Raw genomic sequence first — 22,232 nt, 5'->3', positions numbered from 1 at the left:
TCATTAGATGTGCTCGAACAACACCATCGATTCCAGATGACCAGTGTGCGGGAACATGTCCAGCATTGCCAGACGCCGAATCTGGTAACCCCCGCTCAATAATGCTTCGCTGTCACGGGCAAGCGTCGCCGGGTTACAGGAAACATAGACCACGCGTTCAGGCGCGAGTTTAATTATATGCTGCATCACGCCTGGCGCACCTGCGCGCGCCGGATCGAGCAGGATCTTATCAAAGCCCTGCTTAGCCCACGGTTGCTGAGTGACATCATCCTCAAGATTTTGATGAAAGAATGTCACATTTTGCAAACCGTTCTGTTGGGCGTTCTCCTGGCCTTTCGCCACCAGCGCCTCAACGCCTTCCACTCCGACCACGCTTGCTGCTCTGCGGGCCAGCGGCAGGGTAAAGTTCCCCATGCCGCAGAACAGATCGAGCACCCGGTCAGTGGGCTGTACGTCGAGCCATTCCAGCGCATTCGCCACCATCTGCTGGTTCACGCCGTCGTTGACCTGGATAAAATCCCGCGGGCTGAACGTTAAGCGTAGCCCGTCTGACGCATACCAGGGCGCTTCTCCGCTGACCTGCTCAAGTATCTCGCTTTGCGGCGCGAGGAAAAGCGCAAGCTCATGAGAATGCGAAAAGCGTTCCAGTTTTTCGCGATCCGCCTTTGACAGCGGCGCGGTGTGGCGCAGCACCATCAGCGGGGCACTGTTGGCCAACACCAGTTCGACATGGCCGAGCGAACGCACGCCATCCAGCGATGCAAGACAGTGGTGCACGTCCGGGAGCAATGCCTCAAGATGGGGCACCAAAACAGGGCACTGCGTGACAGAGACGATATCGCTGGAGCCGGCTTTGCGAAACCCCATCTCCAGCCGCTCGGTTTTGGGCTGGTAGCTGAGGCTCAGGCGAGCGCGGCGACGGTAGCCCCAGGGCCGATCGGCAATGATGTCATTCACGTCGTGTCCGACCAGGCGGGCCAGCGCGCTGCTTTTACTTTTTTGCTGTAATTCAGTGCTGGCATGCTGTTGCTGGCAGCCACCGCAGACGCCAAAATGGGGGCAGCGAGGCGTCACGCGCTCCGGGCTATCATTAAGACGGCGCTTGACCTGACCGCGCGCATACTGACGTTTGTCTTCCGTCAGCGTAATATCTGCACGTTCTCCTGGCAGCAAACCTGTGATAAACAGTGTTTTACCCTTGTGACGCGCCACCCCCTGTCCAAAAGGATCGAGGTCAGAGGCTTCAACAGTTATGATCTGACGCGTCGTCACGCGTCGTTTTGCAGAGTAGAATTGCGCCATCGCCGAGATTGTTCTCAAATAAACATAATTAGCCTGATTGTCCCATAACGGAACTCCATGACCAACTACAGCCTGCGCGCGCGCATGATGATTTTGATCCTCGCTCCTACCGTTCTCATCGGTTTGCTGCTGAGCATTTTCTTTGTGGTGCATCGCTATAACGATTTGCAGAGACAGCTTGAAGATGCCGGGGCCAGCATTATCGAACCGCTGGCCGTCTCCAGCGAGTACGGTATGAACCTGCAAAACCGTGAATCCATTGGTCAGTTAATCAGCGTGCTGCACCGCCGTCATTCAGAGATTGTACGCGCCATTTCCGTTTACGATGAGCATAACCGTCTGTTCGTCACCTCGAATTTCCATCTGGATCCCACGTCGCTGAAAATCCCGGATGGTACCCCCTTCCCGCGTCATCTTACGGTGTTGCGGCGAGGCGATATCATGATCCTGCGCACGCCGATTATCTCCGAAAGCTATTCACCCGACGAATCTGCCCAGTCCGATGCGAAGTCCAGCAATAATATGCTTGGATATGTGGCGCTGGAGCTGGATCTCAAGTCGGTGCGGCTCCAGCAGTACAAAGAAATTTTCATCTCCGGCGTGATGATGCTGTTCTGTATTGGCATCGCGCTGATCTTCGGCTGGCGACTGATGCGCGACGTCACGGGGCCTATCCGCAACATGGTGAATACCGTTGACCGGATCCGCCGGGGTCAGCTCGACAGCCGCGTGGAAGGCTTTATGCTCGGCGAGCTGGATATGCTGAAAAACGGCATCAACTCAATGGCGATGTCGCTGGCGGCTTATCACGAAGAGATGCAGCACAACGTTGACCAGGCCACCTCTGACCTGCGCGAAACGCTGGAGCAGATGGAGATCCAGAACGTGGAGCTGGATCTGGCGAAAAAACGTGCTCAGGAGGCGGCGCGTATTAAGTCTGAATTCCTGGCGAACATGTCGCACGAGCTGCGCACGCCGCTGAACGGGGTGATTGGCTTTACCCGTCTGACGCTCAAAAGCGAGCTGAACCCGACCCAGCGTGACCATCTGCATACCATTGAACGCTCAGCCAACAACCTGCTGACCATTATTAACGACGTACTGGACTTCTCGAAGCTGGAAGCGGGCAAGCTGATTCTGGAGAGTATTCCCTTCCCGCTGCGCAGCACGCTGGATGACGTGGTCACGCTTCTTGCCCACTCATCGCATGATAAGGGTCTGGAACTGACGCTCAATATTAAAAATGATGTGCCGGATAACGTCATTGGCGACCCGCTGCGCCTGCAACAGGTCATTACCAATCTGGTGGGCAACGCGATTAAGTTCACCGAGAGCGGCAACATCGACATTCTGGTCGAAAAAAGGGCGCTCAGTAATAACAAAGTCCAGATTGAAGTGCAGATCCGGGATACCGGCATCGGTATTCCGGAGCGCGATCAGACGCGTCTGTTCCAGGCTTTCCGCCAGGCCGATGCGAGCATTTCCCGTCGTCACGGCGGAACGGGCCTGGGGCTGGTGATCACCCAAAAGCTGGTGAAAGAGATGGGAGGCGATATCTCCTTCCACAGCCAGCCTAACCGGGGCTCAACCTTCTGGTTCCATATCAACCTTGATCTTAACCCGAACGTGCAGACCGACGGCCCGGTCACCGGGTGCCTGAAGGGGATGCGTCTGGCCTATGTGGAACCGAACGCCGCGGCAGCGCAGTGTACGCTTGATGTATTAAGCAGCACGCCGCTGGAGGTCATCTACAGCCCGACCTTCTCCGCGCTGGCGAACGATCATTACGATATCCTGTTGTTGGGGATTCCGGTGACGTTTACCGGAGAACTGACCATGCAGCAGGAACGCCTGGCGAAGGCGGCCTCAATGACGGACTACCTGCTGCTGGCGCTGCCGTGCCACGCCCAAATCAACGCCGAAGAGCTGAAAAACGACGGAGCGGCGGCGTGTCTGCTGAAACCCCTCACCGCCACACGGCTGTTACCTGCGTTGACCGAATATTGCCGTCTGACGCATCAGTCCCTGCCGCTGGAAAACGACGAACATAAGCTGCCGATGACGGTGATGGCCGTGGACGATAACCCGGCGAACCTGAAGCTGATTGGCGTGCTGCTTGAGGATCAGGTTCAGCATGTTGAGCTGTGTACCAGCGGCGCCGAAGCCGTGGAACAAGCCAAACAGATGCAGTTCGACCTGATCCTGATGGATATTCAGATGCCGGGCATGGATGGCATCCGCGCCTGCGAGTTGATTCGCCAGCTTCCGCACCAGCAGCAGACGCCGGTGATTGCCGTGACGGCGCACGCGATGGCGGGGCAAAAGGAGAAACTGCTGGGTGCGGGTATGAACGATTATCTGGCGAAACCGATCGACGAAGAGAAGCTGCACAGCCTGCTGCTGCGCTACAAGCCGGGGCACATTGGCGGGACATACACCATTACAGCTGAATCGCCGGAGATCAGCGTTAACCAGAATGCCACGTTTGACTGGCAACTGGCGCTGCGCCAGGCGGCGGGCAAACCCGATCTGGCCCGCGATATGCTGCAAATGCTGGTGGACTTCCTGCCTGAGATCCGTAACAAGGTTGAAGAACAGCTGGTGGGTGAAAACCCCGAAGGACTGCTGGAAGCCATTCATAAACTGCATGGCAGCTGCGGCTACAGCGGCGTACCGCGGTTGAAAAATCTCTGCCAGTTGCTTGAACAGCAGCTCCGCGCGGGTACGCCAGAATCCGATCTCGAACCGGAGTTCCTGGAGCTGCTGGACGAGATGGACAACGTGACGCGGGAAGCAATGAAGGTGTTGGGGAGCTAAGACCAAAGCCCGGTGGCGCTTCGCTTACCGGGCCTACAGGAGCACGAACGTTAACGCGACATCCCCTGCCCCATCTTTATCACCGCCGCAATATTCCTTGCGGCCATCTGTACATTCTGTTGCGCATTTTCCAGCGCATCCTCCAGCGAGCAGATGGTGTAAATCACGCTGAATACGGCATCCAGTCCGTGCTCATGCACCACGCCAACATCCGCCGTCAGGCTGCCGGCAATGCCAATAACCGGCTTGTTATAGCGTTTCGCGACTCTCGCCACGCCAACGGGCACTTTTCCGTGGATCGTCTGGCTGTCGATACGCCCTTCGCCCGTGATCACCAGATCGGCGTCCGCGACCTGTTCATCGAGATGCAGGGCATCGGTGACAATCTCAATCCCCTGACGGAGCTGTGCGCCGAAAAATGCATACAGCGCCGCCCCCATTCCGCCGGCCGCACCACCGCCCGCCAGGTTTAAGACGTCAATATCCATATCCCGGGCGATAATTTTTGCGTAATGCGCAAGCGCGTTGTCCAGCATCCTGACCATCTCCGGCGTCGCCCCTTTCTGCGGACCAAATACCGCAGAAGCACCTGTCTCGCCGATCAGGGGGTTGGTCACATCGCAGGCCACTTCAATTCGACAGGCTGCCAGCCGCTTATCCAGCCCGCTAAGATCGATATGCGCAAGGCTTGCCAGTTCGCCGCCGCCCGGCCCAACGGGCTGCGCTTTCGCATCCAGCAGTTTTACGCCCAGCGCCTGCACCATGCCTGCGCCACCGTCATTGGTCGCGCTGCCTCCAATGCCAATAATGATATGCTTAACGCCCGCATCCAGCGCATGACGGATCAGTTCCCCGGTTCCCCAGGAGGTGGTGATTAACGGGTTACGCTTTGCAGGAGCAACAAGCTCCAGACCGCTCGCTGCCGCCATCTCGATAAAGGCGCTTTTCCCGTCTCCGGATAACCCGAAAAACCCTTCCACGCGTTCACCCAAAGGCCCGGTAACAGGAACATGGACAAGACGCCCATGCGTGGCTGCCACCATCGCTTCCACCGTCCCTTCGCCACCATCGGCAACCGGTAATTTGACATATTCCGCTGACGGGAAAATTTCGCGAAAACCGACCTCTATCGCTGTCGCCACCTCCAGCGCGCTCAAGCTTTCCTTATACGAGTCCGGAGCGATAACAATTTTCATAAGCCATCCTTACGCATGTTAGTTACGTTAAGCATACACCACGTAAGGGACCACTCATGGGAGCGGTCCCAATGAGCTTATCGTACCATGCACGGACGTTTATTGTCGAATCTCCACTCTGGGATCAGGTATTGCATCGCCAGCGCGTCATCACGCGCGCCCAGGCCGTGTTTCTGGTAAAGCTCATGCGCTTTCATGACCTGGTCCATATCCAGCTCAACGCCCAGCCCCGGCGTAGCAGGAACTTGCACCATGCCGCCTTTGATTTCAAACGGCTGTTTGGTCAGGCGCTGGTTGCCCTCCTGCCAGATCCAGTGGGTGTCGATGGCGGTAATGTTGCCCGGCGCAGCGGCCGCCACGTGGGTGAACATCGCCAGCGAGATGTCGAAGTGGTTGTTGGAGTGGGAGCCCCAGGTCAGGCCGAACTCATGGCACATCTGCGCCACGCGAACCGAGCCCTGCATCGTCCAGAAGTGCGGGTCTGCCAGCGGAATGTCCACCGATTGCAGCGAGAGCGTGTGCCCCATCTGACGCCAGTCGGTCGCGATCATGTTGGTGGCGGTTGGCAGCCCGGTGGCGCGACGGAACTCCGCCATTACTTCACGTCCGGAGAACCCCTGCTCGGCGCCGCACGGATCTTCCGCGTAGGCCAGCACGCCTTTAAGCTGCTTACCGATTTTGATCGCCTCATCAAGCGACCAGGCACCGTTCGGATCCAGCGTGACGCGCGCCTGCGGGAAGCGCTTCGCCAGCGCGGCGATCGCCTCTGCTTCTTCTTCACCCGCCAGTACGCCGCCTTTCAGCTTGAAGTCATTAAAGCCATATTTTTCATACGCGGCTTCCGCCAGGCGCACCACCGCGTCCGGGGTCATCGCTTCATCGTGACGCACACGATACCAGTCGCATTTTTCGTCCGGCTGGCTCTGGTACGGCAGCGGGGTGAGTTTGCGGTTGCCGATAAAGAACAGGTAGCCGAGCATTTCCACTTCGCTGCGCTGTTGGCCGTCGCCCAGCAGGGAGGCGACATTGACGCCCAGATGCTGGCCCAGCAGATCCAGCATCGCGGCTTCAATGCCCGTGACCACATGGATAGTGGTGCGCAGATCAAACGTTTGCAGACCACGGCCACCCGCATCACGATCGGCAAAGGTCGTGCGCACGCGAGTCAGCACATTTTTGTACTCGCCCAGCGTTTTACCCACCACCAGCGGAATGGCGTCCTCCAGCGTTTTACGGATCTTCTCCCCGCCCGGGATTTCACCGACACCGGTATGCCCTGAGTTGTCCTTGATCACCACAATATTACGGGTGAAGAACGGCGCATGGGCGCCGCTCAGGTTCATCAGCATGCTGTCATGTCCCGCGACAGGAATGATCTGCATGGAGGTAACTACAGGGGTAGAAAATGTGCTCATCGTTCGATCCTTTTATCAGTGACGTCCAAATACAGGGCGCTTACGGTCAAATGTCCAGCCGGGGATAAGGTACTGCATCGGGCCTGCGTCGTTGCGCGCGCCGCCCGGCAGTTTTTTATACGCTTCATGCGCCTTGTGGATCTGATCCCAGTCAAGCTCCACGCCCAGCCCCGGCGCATCCGGCACAGCAATTGTGCCGTTTTTGATTTCAAGTGGATTTTTGGTCAGGCGCGCTTCGCCTTCCTGCCAGATCCAGTGCGTATCGATGGCGGTCGGGTTGCCCGGCGCCGCCGCGCCAACGTGGGTAAACATCGCCAGCGAAATGTCGAAATGATTATTGGAGTGGCAGCCCCAGGTGAGGCCCCAGTCATCGCACAGCTGCGCCACGCGCACCGCGCCGGAAAGGGTCCAGAAGTGCGGGTCCGCAAGCGGTATGTCCACCGCATTCAGCATCACCGCATGGCCCATTTCGCGCCAGTTTGTGGCGATCATGTTGGTCGCAACCGGCAGCCCGGTAGCGCGGCGGAATTCGGCCATCACCTCGCGGCCAGAAAAGCCCTGCTCGGCACCGCACGGATCTTCCGCGTAGGTCAGCACGTCGCCCAGCCCTTTGCACAGCGCGATAGCTTCATCCAGCAGCCAGGCGCCGTTCGGATCGACGGTGATGCGTGCCTCCGGGAAGCGTTTTTTCAACGCGCGCACGCTGTCAATCTCCTGCTCGCCCGGCAGAACGCCGCCTTTCAGCTTGAAGTCTTTAAAGCCGTAGCGATCCTGCGCCGCCTCTGCCAGGCGTACCACCGCCTCGCCAGAGAGCGCCTCCTGATGACGCAGGTGATACCACTCGTGGCTACCCGGCGAGCGTTCCAGATACGGCAGATCGGTTTTAGTCCGGTCGCCAACGTAGAACAGATAGCCCAGCACCGTTACCGCATCACGCTGTTTGCCTGGCCCCAGCAGTTCGCAGACCGGCACGTTCAGCGCCTTGCCCAGTAAATCGAGGAGAGCCGCCTCCAGCGCCGCCACCGCGTTAACGCGCAGTTCAAACGTCCAGGCACCTTTGCCGAAGGTATCAAAATCCGCCGACTGGTTGCCCTTATGCACCCGCTGAACCACCTTGTTGAGACGGGCGACCTCCTGCCCAACCACCTGCGGGATGGCGTCGACCAGCGTCTGGTAAATCACCTCTCCGCCAGGCGCTTCCCCGACGCCGGTGTTCCCTGCGCTGTCGGTCAGCACCACAATGTTGCGGGTGAACCAGGCGTTATGCGCGCCACCAATGTTGAGCAGCATGCTGTCCTGCCCCGCCACCGGGATGACCTTCATCTCCGTCACGATCGGGCTTGATTGCGTTGTCATCATCCGCGCTCCCCAACAGGTTTCAGTTCGATTCGTTTGATGTCACCCACCAGCACCAGGTAACTGAGTACCGCCACCAGCGCATGGACGCCTACATAAATCAGCGCACCATTGAAGGAGCCGGTGGTGCCGACGATGTAACCGATAGCGATTGGGGTGACAATGCCGGAAATGTTGCCAAACATGTTGAACAGACCGCCGCTCAGGCCGCTGATCTCTTTCGGCGCGGTATCTGCCATCACCGCCCAGCCCAGTGCGCCAATGCCTTTACCGAAGAAGGCCATCGCCATAAAGCCGATAATCATCCACTCCGCGCTGACGTAGTTACAGAACACCATGGTCATGGAGAGCAGCATGCCGAGCACGATTGGCGTTTTACGCGCAATATTCAGCGAACCGGTACGACGCATCAACCAGTCGGAGATGACCCCGCCAAGCACTCCACCCACGAAGCCGCAGATGGCCGGCACGGAGGCGACAAACCCCGCCTTCAGAATCGACATGCCGCGCGCCTGCACCAGGTAAACCGGGAACCAGGTGATGAAGAAGTAGGTTAAGGCGTTAATGCAATACTGGCCGAGATAGATACCGATCATCATTCGTGAGCCGACGAGTTGTTTGATCTGCCCCCATTTCTGGCTGAACGGGACCTTAGCTTTCTGGGTTTTCTGATCCATGTTGATCAGCGCCCCGCCTTCAGCAATGTAGTCCAGCTCTTTCTTGTTCACGCCCGGATGCTGGTTTGGTTCGTGGATCACTTTCAACCAGATGAAGCTGATGACGATCCCCAGCCCGCCCATGAAGAAGAAGACGTGTGACCAGCCCACCTCATGCGTCAGCCAGCCCATGATTGGCGCGAAAATAACCGTCGCAAAGTATTGCGCCGAGTTAAAGATCGCTACCGCCGTTCCCCTCTCCTGCGCCGGGAACCAGGCGGCCACAATACGGCTGTTGCCAGGGAACGATGGCGCTTCCGCTAAGCCCACCAGGAAGCGGAGGGTAAAGAGCGCAATGATAATGCCGAAGCCGCTAAAGATATCCACGAAGCCCTGTAACAGGGTAAACATCGACCAGATGAAAATGGACCAGAAATAGACCCGTTTTGAGCCAAAGCGGTCCAGCAGCCAGCCGCCAGGGATTTGGCCGATTACGTAGGCCCATGAAAATGCGGAGAAAACATACCCCATACCCACCGGATCAAGTCCGATGTCCTTTGCCATCTCAGAGCCGGCAATGGATAACGTGGCACGGTCGCCGTAGTTGAAAGAGGTGACGATAAACAGCATCACCACTATCCAGTAGCGGGCGTTGGTGCGCTTCTCAGCGCTGCTCGCCGCGTGGCTTAATGTACTCATTGTTGCACTCCTGAAACATAGCTTTCGCCTGGTTCATTCTGTACAGCACCTGTAGGGTAATCAGAATGAGAGATTTGTGTTTGGTTTTGGTACGGCCAGAAGCCGTTTTATAGTGACGGGAAAAGTATATGAAGGAGTGACCGGTTCTCTCACCGTGCAGGAACACAACATTGACGGGCGTGGGGAACGTGGTTTGGGGCATAAGCCCAAAGTGGTGGAAGATACTTCACGGAATTGAGGATAGGATGCGGCTTCGTTGCCGGGTGGCGGCTTCGCCTTACCCGGCCTGGCGTTCGTTTAGTACAGGGTTAGTTCAGGAGCGTGGCCCAGTGTTCAACCCAGGGATTTGACTCGCTTTCTGGCTCAGGGTGTTCACCCGCATCAATCAGCAACATCTCTCCGACGCGCTGAGCGCTCTGTTCCTGCAACAGCGCGTCGAACTGTTTACCGCCGCCGCAGAAATTGGCGTAAGAGCTATCGCCGAGGGCAATGATGCCATAGTGAACATCTGGCTGATAGCCAAGCTGGTCTTTAATGCCCTGGAAAAGCGGGACGATGCTGTCCGGTAGATCGCCCTGCCCGGTGGTGGAGGTCACCACCAGGATGTATTTATCTTTATACTTTTCCCAGTCCGCCAGCTCCGGATCTTCATAGACCGTTGCTTTATGGCCCTGGTTTACGAGGATTGCTTCCGCTTCCTCCGCCACCAGCAGCGAGTTGCCGTACATCGTGCCGACAAAAATGCCTACTTCAGCCATGCTTTGCTCCCGTAATTATTGCGCTTGCTGTTCATCCTGAACGTTGCCTGCGGCAAACTCAACCCTTTCATTTTCGGGGAGTTGTCCCAGCCAGCCAAACTGTGACAGCGCCTGCATCCAGACCTTGTCCAGCCCCGCGCGAATAGTCAGCGGTTCGCCGGTAAACGGGTGCGTCAGGCGTAGCTCGCTGGCGTGCAGCATCAGCCGGTTACAGCCAAAGTGCTCGGCCGCGCTGCGGTTCTGGCGCAGATCGCCGTGCTTGCTGTCGCCGATAATGGGGTGGCGCAGATGTGCAAGGTGACGGCGAAGCTGGTGCTTGCGCCCGGTTTTGGGCAAAAGCTCCACCAGACTGTATCGCGTGGTCGGAAATTTGCTGGTCGCCACCGGCAGTTCTGTGGTCGCCATACCACGATAGTCGGTCACCGCTGGCTGCGGGCCTTTATCGTCGCGGGCAAATTTATCGGCGATTTTATCCAATTCCTCCACCAGGGGATAATCAAGCGTGGCGGAATCCATCAGCCAGCCACGCACGATGGCGTGGTAGCGTTTCTGGATCTGGTGCTGTTCAAACTGCTGCGCCAGCAGGCGCCCGGCCTCACTGGAAAGCCCCATCAGCAGAACACCAGAGGTTGGCCGATCGAGACGATGGGCAGTAAAAACGTGCTGACCGATTTGATCGCGCACGGTTTGCATGACCACCACTTTCTCATCGCGATCGAGCCAGCTACGGTGCACCAGCCAGCCGGACGGTTTATTCACCGCCACTAACCACTCATCCTGATACAGGATCTCAAGCGTCATGCATCGTCACCGGCGAAAAGCGCATCCAGCTTCTCCAGCTCCACTAGCATCATGGCACGCGCCGGGTGGGTCGCTTCCAGCGCCATTTCGTAATAGGGAGAGACGGCAAAAGACGCGGGCAACGCGTGGCCACCTTCCAGCAGCGCGTGCATACGCGGAATTAAGACCCACTGGAGCCACTCGAACGGGTCCAGCGTATCCAGACAAAACGGTTGGGTGCTGGCGAACGCGTCTGGCTGCGGCGCGTTATCCTGCCACAGCTGATGCTGGCGCATAAGGGCTTCGATGGCGTGCAACTGCGCACGAACGCTGTCATGATGCGACATATATACCTCAACTGAAAAACGGAATGGCGCGAAGCATAGCATTGCGGAAGACAGAAATAAAAAAGGGAGCACTGTAAAAACAGTGCTCCCGGTTCGTTTCGCAGCATTCCAGCTACAATACGTGCTCCCTGCTCATCCGTGACAACTTTTCCTCATGCCCGAAGGCCTGGTCATCCCTTTACCTTTTGCTTCCTGCTCACATCGTCCTGATGTGTAGGTTTCATCCTGAAACGTCCTGGCCATCCTGACCCACCGACCATCCTGACCGGCTCTCGTTCTCCTTCCTGGAGGTGTCCCTTACGCATCCTGCGTGATCCACTTTGCTTCATCCTGAAGCCTTCCTGCGGCGTCATCCTGACGTGTCCCTGGTAAGAAACGCCATCATCCTGATGTTCGTTTCTCGTGTCGGCATCCTGTCGACACAGATAGAATCCGCTATTCTGCTTCGTCTTACAACCCACCTTGTGAGCAATGTAAGCCAGGCGAAACGGGGGATTTCCTTTCAGAAAACCACTAACTTATTGAAAGAGAAGTTAATATTAATCTGAAACTCCTAAGACAATGCTAATTGTTTCGGCGATGTCTCACAGCGCGTGTAAGAGATCTCTCACACGCCCAGTAGCATCATGGATTACAGAAGAGGCTCAATTCGGGTAAGGAAATCCGCAAGTGAAGGCGCGAGAACGTCGCGATTGCGGGTGCCGAGCGTCTCTTTAATGACCTCGCCAGACAGGTTGCAGACAGAAATGACGTCCAGTTCACTGTCGAGCGTCGCAATAAAGAGAGTCGGAGAGAGCTTAAGCCGTTTTTGCGTGACCAGGTGACCAATGAGGTTTTCCTGAACGCGTTGCAGATCGTCTTCGCTCCAGGTTTGCAGCAGCGTCAGCGGCTGTCCTGCAAAACATGCAGTCATATCCCCGGCAAACTGCGTGGTATAAAATGCATGAAGCGCAGGTTGTATCACAAGGTCCATCGCGCGTTCAACAGCATTTACATTCTGCTCGCCCATGAACGGTTTCGGTTGCCAGATAACGTAATCATCCTGCGAAGCGATAATGCACGGTGACGGCACGCCATATAAGTCAGTACTTTGCGGCCACGTCCCCCGCTTTTCATGCCAGGCATCGCAATAGCGGGTCGTGAAGGACGTCAGGGCATTTGCAGTTTCGATATCCACCGATTTCTCTCTTCTTGTAAGACAGGATAAACTCAGCCCATAAGTGTACCTGTAAAGTGGCTATGAAACATGTCTTACGAAAATCATCAGGCGTTAACGGGCTTAACGCTGGGAAAATCGACCGATTACCGCGACACCTACGATGCAAGCCTGTTGCAGGGCGTGCCGCGTAGTCTGAACCGCGATCCGCTCGGGCTGCACGCTGACGCGCTGCCGTTTGTCGGCGGCGACATCTGGACGCTGTACGAACTCTCCTGGCTGAATGCGCGCGGTCTGCCGCAGGTGGCCGTGGGCCACGTTGAACTGGATTACGCCAGCGTAAACCTGGTCGAATCCAAGAGCTTTAAGCTCTATCTCAACAGCTTTAACCAGACCAAATTTAACAGCTGGGACGAGGTGCAACAGACGCTTGAACGTGATTTAAGCGCGTGCGCGCAGGGGAACGTAACCGTCTCGTTATACCGTCTGCATGAGCTGGAAGGTCAGCCCATCGCCCATTTCCACGGCACCTGCATCGACGATCAGGACATTGAGGTGGAAAGCTATGAATTTAGCAGCGACTACCTGGAAAACGCGGCGGGCGGAAAAGTGGTCAACGAGACGCTGGTCAGCCATCTGCTGAAATCCAACTGCCTTATCACCCATCAGCCGGACTGGGGCTCGGTACAGATCCAGTACCGCGGCCCGCAGATTGACCGTGAAAAGCTGCTGCGTTACCTGGTGTCATTCCGTCATCACAACGAATTCCACGAGCAGTGCGTGGAGCGCATCTTCAACGACATCCAGCGTTTCTGCCAGCCCGAAAAGCTGAGCGTTTACGCCCGCTACACCCGTCGCGGCGGCCTAGATATCAACCCGTGGCGCACCAATACCGATTTTGTGCCTGCCACCGGACGGCTGGTGCGCCAGTAAGATAAATATTTTCACAATATGCGGGCGGTATTCCGCCCGAAGTGTTGTGAAACGTCATAAGCCAGGGCTATTGTAATCAACAGGGAAAGACGATAATCGTCCCATAAGGAGCTCACTTGATTACACATATTAGCCCGCTTGGCTCTATGGATATGTTGTCGCAACTGGAAGTGGACATGCTTAAACGCACCGCCAGTAGCGACCTTTATCAACTGTTTCGTAACTGTTCACTTGCCGTACTGAACTCCGGAAGCCTGACCGACAACAGTAAAGAGCTGCTGTCCCGCTTCGAAAGTTTTGATATCAACGTGCTGCGCCGCGAGCGCGGGGTGAAGCTCGAAGTGATCAACCCGCCGGAAGACGCTTTTGTCGACGGGCGTATTATTCGCTCACTTCAGGCCAACCTGTTTGCCGTGCTGCGCGACATTCTGTTTGTTAACGGACAGATCAGCAATGCCGGACGTTTCCAGCATCTTGACCTGGAAAGTTCCGTTCATATCACCAACCTGGTCTTCTCCATTCTGCGTAACGCCCGTGCCCTGCACGTGGGCGAAGCGCCGAACATGGTCGTCTGCTGGGGCGGTCACTCCATTAACGAAACCGAATACCTGTATGCCCGCCGCGTAGGGACGCAGCTCGGCCTGCGCGAACTGAATATCTGTACCGGTTGCGGTCCTGGCGCGATGGAAGCGCCGATGAAAGGCGCGGCAGTAGGACACGCACAGCAGCGCTATAAAGAAGGCCGTTTTATCGGCATGACCGAGCCATCGATCATCGCCGCTGAGCCGCCTAACCCGCTGGTTAACGAACTGATTATTATGCCGGATATCGAAAAACGTCTTGAGGCGTTTGTCCGTATCGCGCACGGCATCATCATCTTCCCGGGCGGCGTAGGCACGGCGGAAGAGCTGCTTTATCTGCTGGGGATCCTGATGAACCCGGCTAACAAAGATCAGGTTCTGCCGCTGATCCTGACCGGCCCGAAAGAGAGCGCCGACTACTTCCGCGTGCTGGACGAGTTTATCGTGCATACGTTGGGCGAAGATGCGCGCCGTCACTACCGCATTATTATTGACGATGCCGCAGAAGTGGCCCGTCAGATGAAAAAAGCGATGCCGCTGGTGAAAGAGAATCGTCGTGATACCGGGGATGCCTACAGTTTTAACTGGTCCATCCGTATCGCACCGGATCTTCAGATACCCTTCGAGCCGTCGCATGAGAACATGGCGAACCTCAAACTCTATCCGGATCAGCCGGTGGAAGTGCTGGCTGCCGACCTGCGTCGCGCCTTCTCTGGCATCGTGGCGGGGAACGTGAAAGAGGTAGGGATCCGCGCAATTGAAGAGTTCGGGCCGTATAAGATCCACGGTGACCCGGAGATGATGCGCCGCATGGATGACATGTTGCAGGGCTTTGTCGCTCAGCACCGCATGAAGCTTCCAGGCTCTGCCTATATTCCGTGTTACGAAATCATCAAGTAAAGCGACATTTCTCTCCTCTCAAGCCGGATCGTCATCCGGCTTTTTTATTAGTGATGCAATTCATAGCGATCTTCAATGTTATTAACAAATCTGACGCCTGCGCAAACGATTACCTCGATTTTGAAACCGTAAATAATCAGCCTTAATCGAAATTACCCGCCAGAAAATCCTAAAATCCCATTTCTTTACAGCGAAAGACACCTATCTCGCGGGTCGACCTTTTCGAAAACATGTCGTTAATGGTAGCCTTCGCGCCCGTAAATTCTCTTTGATGTTTTTTTAACAGATAAATGGTCTAAAGATACCCACATCACAAGTGGATTATTGCATTTGGGATCGCGATCACTGATAGATTCATAACTAGAATGTATCTTTCCGCCCGCCAATAGTTACGGGCAAAAATTATTAAAAAACCGTCACTGAACGAATTTCATATTACCGTCAGGCACTTTTTCATCGGATTTGACTAAAAACCTGACAATTTGCTTCCTCCAGGAGATACAGATGGAAACCACTCAAACCAGCACCGTTGCTTCGATTGAATCCCGAAGCGGTTGGCGCAAAACGGATACCATGTGGATGCTTGGCCTGTACGGCACAGCAATCGGCGCTGGTGTACTGTTCCTTCCTATCAACGCAGGTGTCGGCGGTATGATCCCGCTGATCATCATGGCCCTCATCGCTTTCCCGATGACCTTCTTTGCACACCGCGGCCTGACCCGCTTCGTGCTGTCCGGTAAAAATCCGGGCGAAGACATCACTGAAGTCGTTGAAGAACACTTCGGCGTCGGCGCAGGTAAGCTGATTACCCTGCTCTACTTCTTCGCGATTTACCCGATTCTGCTGGTGTACAGCGTTGCTATCACCAACACCGTTGAAAGCTTTATGATGCACCAGCTTCAGATGACCCCGCCGCCGCGTGCGATTCTGTCCCTGATCCTGATCGTCGGTATGATGACCATCGTGCGCTTCGGCGAGCAGATGATTGTGAAAGCGATGAGCGTGCTGGTGTTCCCGTTTGTTGCGGCTCTGATGGTGCTGGCTCTGTACCTGATCCCACAGTGGAACGGCGCTGCGCTGGAAACCCTGTCTCTGAGCAGCGCATCCACGACCGGCAACGGTCTGCTGCTGACCCTGTGGCTGGCGATCCCGGTGATGGTATTCTCCTTCAACCACTCGCCAATCATCTCTTCCTTCGCAGTAGCGAAGCGTGAAGAGTACGGCAATGGCGCAGAGAAGAAGTGCTCCAGCATCCTGGCTCGCGCGCACATCATGATGGTACTGACCGTAATGTTCTTCGTGTTCAGCTGCGTGCTGAGCCTCTCCCCGGCGGATCTGGCGGCGGCGAAAGAGCAGAACATCTCTATTCTGTCTTACCTGGCAAACCACTTTAACGCACCGCTGATTGCGTGGATGGCGCCGATCATCGCGATTATCGCCATCACCAAATCCTTCCTGGGCCACTACCTGGGCGCACGTGAAGGCTTCAACGGCATGGTGATTAAATCTCTGCGTGGTAAAGGCAAGACCATTGAAATCAACCGTCTGAACAAAATCACTGCACTGTTCATGCTGGTGACCACCTGGGCGGTAGCCACCCTGAACCCAAGCATTCTGGGCATGATTGAAACCCTGGGCGGCCCGATTATCGCGATGATCCTGTTCCTGATGCCGATGTACGCGATTCAGAAAGTGCCTGCGATGCGCAAATACAGCGGCCATATCAGCAACGTGTTCGTTGTTGTGATGGGCCTGATTGCCATCTCCGCTATTTTCTACTCGCTGTTCAGCTAATACCTCCTGCGCCGTCTGCGGACGGCGCACTTCTCCCCTCTGACTGAAGCAATGGACGCATCATGATTAGCGTATTCGATATCTTCAAAATCGGTATTGGTCCTTCCAGCTCTCACACCGTCGGACCAATGAAAGCCGGTAAACAATTCACGGATGACTTGATTGCACGCGGCATTTTGCACGACATCACCCGCGTGGTTGTCGATGTATATGGTTCCCTTTCCCTGACCGGTAAAGGCCACCATACCGATATTGCCATTATCATGGGGCTGGCGGGTAATCTGCCGGATACCGTTGATATTGATGCAATACCTGGCTTTATCCAGGACGTGAACACCCACGGTCGTTTGCTGCTGGCGAACGGCGAGCATGAGGTTGAATTCCCGGTTGATCACTGCATGAATTTCCATGCGGATAACCTGTCGTTGCACGAGAATGGCATGCGCATTACCGCGCTGGCCGGCGACAAAGCGGTTTACAGCCAGACGTATTACTCCATCGGCGGCGGGTTTATCGTCGACGAGGACCATTTTGGTCAAAGCACCAATTCTGCTGTTGATGTGCCGTACCCTTACAAAAACGCGGCCGACTTACAGCGTCACTGCCAGGAGACAGGGCTTTCTCTCTCCGGCCTGATGATGAAAAACGAGCTGGCCCTGCACAGCAAAGAGGAACTGGAACAGCACTTCGCTAACGTCTGGGAAGTAATGCGCAGCGGCATTGAGCGCGGGATCACCACCGAAGGCGTGCTGCCGGGTAAACTGCGTGTTCCGCGTCGTGCGGCTGCGCTGCGCCGCATGCTGGTCAGCGCCGACAAAACCACCACCGATCCGATGGCCGTCGTCGACTGGATCAACATGTTCGCGCTGGCGGTGAACGAAGAGAACGCCGCGGGCGGCCGCGTCGTCACCGCACCAACCAACGGGGCGTGCGGCATTGTTCCGGCGGTCCTGGCGTATTACGACAAGTTTATCCGCGAAGTGAACGCAAACTCACTTGCACGCTACCTGCTGGTCGCCAGTGCGATTGGCTCACTGTACAAGATGAACGCCTCAATTTCTGGCGCGGAAGTAGGCTGTCAGGGTGAAGTGGGCGTAGCCTGCTCTATGGCGGCGGCGGGTCTGGCCGAATTGCTGGGCGCAAGCCCTGCGCAGGTTTGTATCGCGGCGGAAATCGGCATGGAACATAACCTGGGGCTGACCTGCGATCCGGTCGGCGGACAGGTCCAGGTGCCATGCATCGAACGTAACGCCATCGCCTCGGTGAAAGCAGTGAACGCGGCCCGTATGGCGCTGCGTCGTACCAGCGAACCGCGCGTCTGCCTCGACAAGGTTATCGAAACCATGTACGAAACCGGCAAAGATATGAACGCCAAATACCGCGAAACCTCCCGCGGTGGCCTGGCGATGAAGATCGTCACCTGCGATTAAGCCTCTCAGGAAGCCTCGTTTTGCGAGGCTTCTTCCTGTTTTCCCCACCATTCATAGTTTCATGCTGCGCTCAGTGTTACCCTTCACCCATTAGACAGAAGGGAGATTATCTGTGGCCGTTCATTTGCTTATCGTCGATGCTCTTAACCTGATTCGCCGTATTCATGCGGTACAGGGCACACCCTGCAAGGACACCTGTTTACACGCGCTGGAGCAGCTTATCCGCCACAGTGAACCCACCCATGCGGTCGCGGTTTTTGATGACGAAGCCCGCAACACGGGCTGGCGGCACCAGCGCCTGCCGGACTACAAAGCCGGGCGTGCGCCGATGCCGGACGATCTGCACGCAGAAATGCCCGCTATCCGCGCGGCCTTTGAGCAGCGCGGCGTTCCGTGCTGGGGCGCCCACGGTAATGAGGCTGACGATTTAGCCGCAACGCTGGCGGTTAAAGTCGCGAGCGCCGGACATCAGGCGACTATCGTTTCAACCGACAAAGGCTACTGCCAGCTGCTCTCCCCCACTATCCGTATTCGCGACTATTTTCAAAAACGCTGGCTGGACGCGCCGTTCATTGCCAGCGAGTTTGGCGTATCGCCTGAGCAACTGCCGGATTACTGGGGGCTGGCGGGGATCAGCAGCTCTAAAGTGCCGGGTGTCGCCGGTATTGGACCCAAAAGCGCCGCACAGCTGCTGACGGAGTTTCAGAGTCTGGAAGGGATGTACGCCCGGCTGAACGAGGTGCCGGATAAATGGCGCAAAAAGCTGGAGGCGCATAAAGAAATGGCGTTTATCTGCCGGGAGGTGGCGACGCTACAGACGGATTTACAACTGGACGGGAATTTACAGCAGTTAAGGTTAGAGCGTTAAAACAACTACACGATTTTGTAGGCCCGGTAAGCGCAGCGCCACCGGGCGTTACAAACGTTATCGCTCGTCGCGACGCCCCCCCACGGCCGCCCACCAGCGACGGATATGCACCGTCACTTCTTCGCGGTCGTGATAAAGCTGACGCGCCTGGATTTCCGCGTTAATCCCGTGTTCATCCAGCTGCTGCTGAATGTAGGCCAGGTTCTGCGACACCTCCTCATAGCGCTTTTTCATCGGCAGCTTGAGGTTGAAAATGGTCTCGCGACACCAGCCGTTCACCAGCCAGGAGGCCATCAGCGCGGCCACTTTCGCCGGTTTCTCAACCATGTCGCACACCATCCAGGAGATGTTGTTGCGGTTCGGGCGATAGCGGAAACCGTCTTCACGCAGCCAGGTGACCTGTCCGGTGTCCATCAGGCTTTGCGCCATTGGGCCGTTATCAACGGACGATACCCACATGTTGCGTTTCACCAGCTGATAGGTCCAGCCGCCCGGGCACGCGCCAAGGTCGACGGCATACATGCCGTTTGCCAGCCGTTCGTCCCACTCGTCCGCCGGGATAAAGACGTGAAACGCCTCCTCCAGCTTGAGGGTTGAACGGCTCGGCGCATCTGCCGGGAAGCGCAGACGCGGGATCCCCATAAAGAACGGCGAGTTATTGGTGGTATACGAGTAGCCTGCGTAACAACATCCTGGCGCAATAAAGAAGATATGCACGACTGGGCGCTTTGGCGTTTCGTAGTTTGTCAGCACACCCGCATCACGCAGCGCCGCGCGCAGCGGCACGGTGAACTTACGGCAGAACTTCATCAGCTCTTTGCTTTCGTTGGTGTCGGCCACTTCCACGCGCAAATCGCCGCCCTTCTCCACCACGCCCTGCAACAGGCCAACAATCGGCGTGATGCGATCTTCCGGCGGAAGATCTTTCAGCAGTTCACCCGCGACAAACATCTGACGGGCGAAAATCAATGAGCTGAACGGCAGTTCGCGCGCCAGCTTGTCGGCATCATCAGGCTGATAGCATTCAAATACCACATAGCCCGCGTTCTCTTTGACGCGAGCGAATCCAAAGACTTCACGCTTCGCCGCTTTATCGGTGATTTCCGCGGCGCACTCTTTCTCAAACCCCGGGCGACAATATAAAACAACCTTATTCATGAACAACGCCCTTGCGTTTCAGACGGATAGCTCCGATAAACATTAACACCCAACCCGCCAGGAAGCTGACGCCGCCGACAGGTGTAACAAACGCCCACAGGCGTAAATGCGACAGCGCCAGACAGTAAAGACTGCCGCTGAACAGTACGGTACCCAGCGCCAGAAAGACGCTGCTCCAGTAAAACCAGATGCTGATGCGGCGCTGCATCGCCACCGCCAGCCCAAAAATTGCCAGCGTGTGGAACGCCTGATATTCAAGGCCGGTCTGGATCCACCCCATCTCCACAACGCCCAGAGATTTGCTTAAGACATGCGCGCCAAACGCGCCCAGAGCTACAAAAATAAAGCCACTCACCGCGGCGAAAATCAGCATGAATCGGCTGGTCATGTTTAAGTCCTGAATTGATGCGTGCCCGGCACACAAACGTTATTGTTCATACCTGAAGCGGAATTTTTCTTGCTCGCTTGCCGCTTTCGCCAGTATCCACTGCCGGAAAGCGGCTATTTTACCCAGTTCTGCCTGACTGTCATGACAAACCAGATAAAATGCATTCTTGCTGACCAGTACATCGTTAAATGGGCAAACCAGACGGCCTGCCTCAATTTCGGACTGCGCCATAACGTTGTTTGCCAACGCCACGCCCTGCCCGTGAATGGCAGCCTGTAGCACCATCGCGCTGTGGCTAAAAATGGGCCCCTGCTGCACGTTTATATGATTAAGACCTAACTGGCGGGTATAAGTTTGCCAGTCGCGACGCGACGCATCGTGCAAAAGCGTATGTTGCGCCAGATCGGCGGGCGTTTTGAGCGCTTTATCCCCCGTCAGCAGCAGCGGTGAACAGACCGGCAACAGATATTCTGCGTATAATTTTTCCACACGCAAGCCCGGCCAGTTACCGCGACCGTAAAAAATCGCCACGTCCACATCATCTGCAAGCTTGTCTTCCTGACGGTCCACCGCCTGGATTCGGACATCGATTCCCGGATAAGTTGAGTTAAAGCTTGAGAGTCGCGGCACCAGCCACTGAATGGCAAAACTGGGCAATAAACTCACAGTCAGGGCGCCTTTTGCGCTCCGGGCCTGAAGCTTGCGAGTGGCTTCCGTCAGCTGGGAAAAAATCTCTTTAATATCCTGAAAATAGCTCTGCCCCTCTTCGGTCAACAGCAACGAACGGTTGCGTCGACGGAACAGCTTAAGCCCCAGAAAATCCTCCAGAGACTTGATTTGATGACTTACTGCGGCCTGTGTCACAAAAAGCTCATCGGCTGCGCGGGTGAAGCTGAGGTGGCGTGCTGCTGCATCAAAAACACGTAATGCATTAAGGGGTGGCAATCGCTTGGACATGGTTATCTGGCTTAGATGTTAACGAGATTTAACATATAGGAAACAACGTTTAACCTATTAGTTTTTTTTATCTGAGCCATTATAATTTGTCCGTTGAGGAACTACCAGCAAATACCTATAGTGGCGGCACTTCCTGAGCCGGAACGAAAAGCTTTTTTTGGAATGCGTGTTCTGAAGGGCTTTTGGCTTACGGTTGTGATGTTGTGTTGTTGTGTTTGCAATTGGTCTGCGATTCAGACCACGGTAGCAACGCTACCAATTTTTCACTTCCTGTACATTTACCCTGTCTGTCCATAGTGATTAATGTAGCACCGCCAACTTGCGGTGCTTTTTTTTCGCTTATCTAACTGTTAATGCTCGATTTCCTTCATCTCTTTCACGTCAGTGCGATTGATCTGCTGTTTGTTCCCGTTAGCATCTTTGTATGAAATCATCCCGGTATCATTATCGGTTGTCGGTTTCCCTTCAGAGACGATAGATCGACCATCGTTGGTATGCATTACGTAGTTATTTCCAGAACAGGCGCTCAGGGCAAAGGTCAACGCACAGGCAGAAATGATTGCAGCTGTCTTTTTCATGATTATCTCCTTTAGCAATTAATGCTATTCAAACCTCGATTTATAACAGGCTAAAACATCCGCCTAACACTATTTAGCATAACCTGCTTTTTCAGACTCGCCAGGATAAGCAGACAAATCTGATAGATATCAACTTCCTTGCCCTGCCGATGAATTTGCGCGA

At 55.7% G+C, this 22,232-nt stretch carries 19 protein-coding genes; 6 read left to right on the top strand and 13 right to left on the bottom strand.

Annotated elements, in window-relative coordinates; genetic code table 11:
* Window positions 1-3 precede the first annotated feature (3 nt).
* Complete coding sequence (gene rlmD / locus ACOTX4_RS02335) at window positions 4-1,302, bottom strand: 23S rRNA (uracil(1939)-C(5))-methyltransferase RlmD (RefSeq protein WP_003862724.1); 1,299 nt, start codon at window positions 1,300-1,302, stop codon at window positions 4-6.
* 57 nt (window positions 1,303-1,359) lie between these two features.
* Between rlmD and barA the strand changes: the two genes are divergently transcribed.
* Window positions 1,360-4,119, top strand: coding sequence for a two-component sensor histidine kinase BarA (barA, locus tag ACOTX4_RS02330; protein WP_003862726.1), 2,760 nt, complete (start codon window positions 1,360-1,362; stop codon window positions 4,117-4,119).
* A gap of 50 nt (window positions 4,120-4,169) precedes the next feature.
* Here barA and ACOTX4_RS02325 read toward each other — a convergent pair whose 3' ends face one another.
* From ACOTX4_RS02325 to syd, 8 genes are all read right to left on the bottom strand, one after another.
* Window positions 4,170-5,315, bottom strand: a complete 1,146-nt coding sequence (locus tag ACOTX4_RS02325) for a glycerate kinase (RefSeq protein WP_063937900.1) — start codon at window positions 5,313-5,315, stop codon at window positions 4,170-4,172.
* Between the two features lie 77 nt (window positions 5,316-5,392).
* The gene (gene gudD, locus ACOTX4_RS02320) at window positions 5,393-6,730 is read right to left on the bottom strand and encodes a glucarate dehydratase (protein ID WP_003862731.1); all 1,338 of its coding nucleotides are present in this window, start codon (window positions 6,728-6,730) and stop codon (window positions 5,393-5,395) included.
* Between the two features lie 15 nt (window positions 6,731-6,745).
* On the bottom strand, window positions 6,746-8,086 hold the full coding sequence (locus ACOTX4_RS02315) for an enolase C-terminal domain-like protein (RefSeq protein WP_003862733.1): 1,341 nt from the start codon (window positions 8,084-8,086) through the stop codon (window positions 6,746-6,748).
* The gene (gene gudP, locus ACOTX4_RS02310) at window positions 8,086-9,441 is read right to left on the bottom strand and encodes a galactarate/glucarate/glycerate transporter GudP (protein WP_003862734.1); all 1,356 of its coding nucleotides are present in this window, start codon (window positions 9,439-9,441) and stop codon (window positions 8,086-8,088) included. Before gudP ends, ACOTX4_RS02315 begins: the two co-directional genes overlap by 1 nt.
* 308 nt (window positions 9,442-9,749) lie before the next feature.
* Window positions 9,750-10,199 (bottom strand): flavodoxin, encoded by a 450-nt coding sequence (locus ACOTX4_RS02305; protein ID WP_023295346.1) that lies wholly within the window; start codon window positions 10,197-10,199, stop codon window positions 9,750-9,752.
* 15 nt (window positions 10,200-10,214) lie between these two features.
* The gene (gene truC, locus ACOTX4_RS02300; protein ID WP_003862739.1) at window positions 10,215-11,000 is read right to left on the bottom strand and encodes a tRNA pseudouridine(65) synthase TruC; all 786 of its coding nucleotides are present in this window, start codon (window positions 10,998-11,000) and stop codon (window positions 10,215-10,217) included.
* Window positions 10,997-11,326 (bottom strand): YqcC family protein, encoded by a 330-nt coding sequence (locus ACOTX4_RS02295; protein ID WP_003862740.1) that lies wholly within the window; start codon window positions 11,324-11,326, stop codon window positions 10,997-10,999. Before ACOTX4_RS02295 ends, truC begins: the two co-directional genes overlap by 4 nt.
* A gap of 631 nt (window positions 11,327-11,957) precedes the next feature.
* Window positions 11,958-12,503 carry a SecY-interacting protein gene (syd, locus tag ACOTX4_RS02290; protein WP_003862744.1) on the bottom strand — a complete coding sequence of 182 codons (546 nt, stop codon included), beginning with the start codon at window positions 12,501-12,503 and terminating at the stop codon, window positions 11,958-11,960.
* A 69-nt stretch (window positions 12,504-12,572) separates the two neighbouring features.
* Here syd and queF point away from each other — a divergent pair, with 69 nt between their 5' ends.
* The 5 genes from queF (at window position 12,573) to xni (ending at window position 18,988) form a co-directional block, all read left to right on the top strand.
* Complete coding sequence (queF, locus tag ACOTX4_RS02285; RefSeq protein WP_023323687.1) at window positions 12,573-13,415, top strand: NADPH-dependent 7-cyano-7-deazaguanine reductase QueF; 843 nt, start codon at window positions 12,573-12,575, stop codon at window positions 13,413-13,415.
* A gap of 116 nt (window positions 13,416-13,531) precedes the next feature.
* Window positions 13,532-14,896 (top strand): nucleotide 5'-monophosphate nucleosidase PpnN, encoded by a 1,365-nt coding sequence (gene ppnN / locus ACOTX4_RS02280; RefSeq protein ID WP_003862748.1) that lies wholly within the window; start codon window positions 13,532-13,534, stop codon window positions 14,894-14,896.
* 504 nt (window positions 14,897-15,400) lie between these two features.
* On the top strand, window positions 15,401-16,690 hold the full coding sequence (locus tag ACOTX4_RS02275; RefSeq protein WP_003862749.1) for an HAAAP family serine/threonine permease: 1,290 nt from the start codon (window positions 15,401-15,403) through the stop codon (window positions 16,688-16,690).
* Window positions 16,691-16,752: 62 nt separating this feature from the next.
* Entirely contained in the window at window positions 16,753-18,120 is a 1,368-nt protein-coding gene (locus ACOTX4_RS02270) for an L-serine ammonia-lyase (RefSeq protein ID WP_003862751.1), read from the top strand.
* 112 nt (window positions 18,121-18,232) lie between these two features.
* Window positions 18,233-18,988 carry a flap endonuclease Xni gene (gene xni, locus ACOTX4_RS02265; RefSeq protein ID WP_003862753.1) on the top strand — a complete coding sequence of 252 codons (756 nt, stop codon included), beginning with the start codon at window positions 18,233-18,235 and terminating at the stop codon, window positions 18,986-18,988.
* A gap of 57 nt (window positions 18,989-19,045) precedes the next feature.
* Here the strand turns inward: xni and rlmM are convergent, their stop codons facing one another.
* The 4 genes from rlmM to ACOTX4_RS02245 all read right to left on the bottom strand — a co-directional run bounded on the left by rlmM (window position 19,046) and on the right by ACOTX4_RS02245 (window position 22,069).
* Entirely contained in the window at window positions 19,046-20,146 is a 1,101-nt protein-coding gene (gene rlmM / locus ACOTX4_RS02260; RefSeq protein ID WP_003862754.1) for a 23S rRNA (cytidine(2498)-2'-O)-methyltransferase RlmM, read from the bottom strand.
* Complete coding sequence (locus ACOTX4_RS02255) at window positions 20,139-20,534, bottom strand: DUF423 domain-containing protein (RefSeq protein ID WP_003862756.1); 396 nt, start codon at window positions 20,532-20,534, stop codon at window positions 20,139-20,141. Before ACOTX4_RS02255 ends, rlmM begins: the two co-directional genes overlap by 8 nt.
* Before the next feature lie 39 nt (window positions 20,535-20,573).
* Window positions 20,574-21,491, bottom strand: coding sequence for a glycine cleavage system transcriptional regulator GcvA (gcvA, locus tag ACOTX4_RS02250; RefSeq protein ID WP_003862758.1), 918 nt, complete (start codon window positions 21,489-21,491; stop codon window positions 20,574-20,576).
* Between the two features lie 350 nt (window positions 21,492-21,841).
* Window positions 21,842-22,069 carry a YgdI/YgdR family lipoprotein gene (locus ACOTX4_RS02245; protein WP_003862759.1) on the bottom strand — a complete coding sequence of 76 codons (228 nt, stop codon included), beginning with the start codon at window positions 22,067-22,069 and terminating at the stop codon, window positions 21,842-21,844.
* Window positions 22,070-22,232: the final 163 nt, after the last annotated feature.

Origin of the sequence: Enterobacter cloacae complex sp. IR5459, assembly GCF_049238005.1 — a bacterium.
GTDB lineage: Bacteria > Pseudomonadota > Gammaproteobacteria > Enterobacterales > Enterobacteriaceae > Enterobacter > Enterobacter hormaechei_C.
Note: the sequence above shows the minus strand (reverse complement) of the source record. Positions and strands in the feature narration are given on the sequence as shown.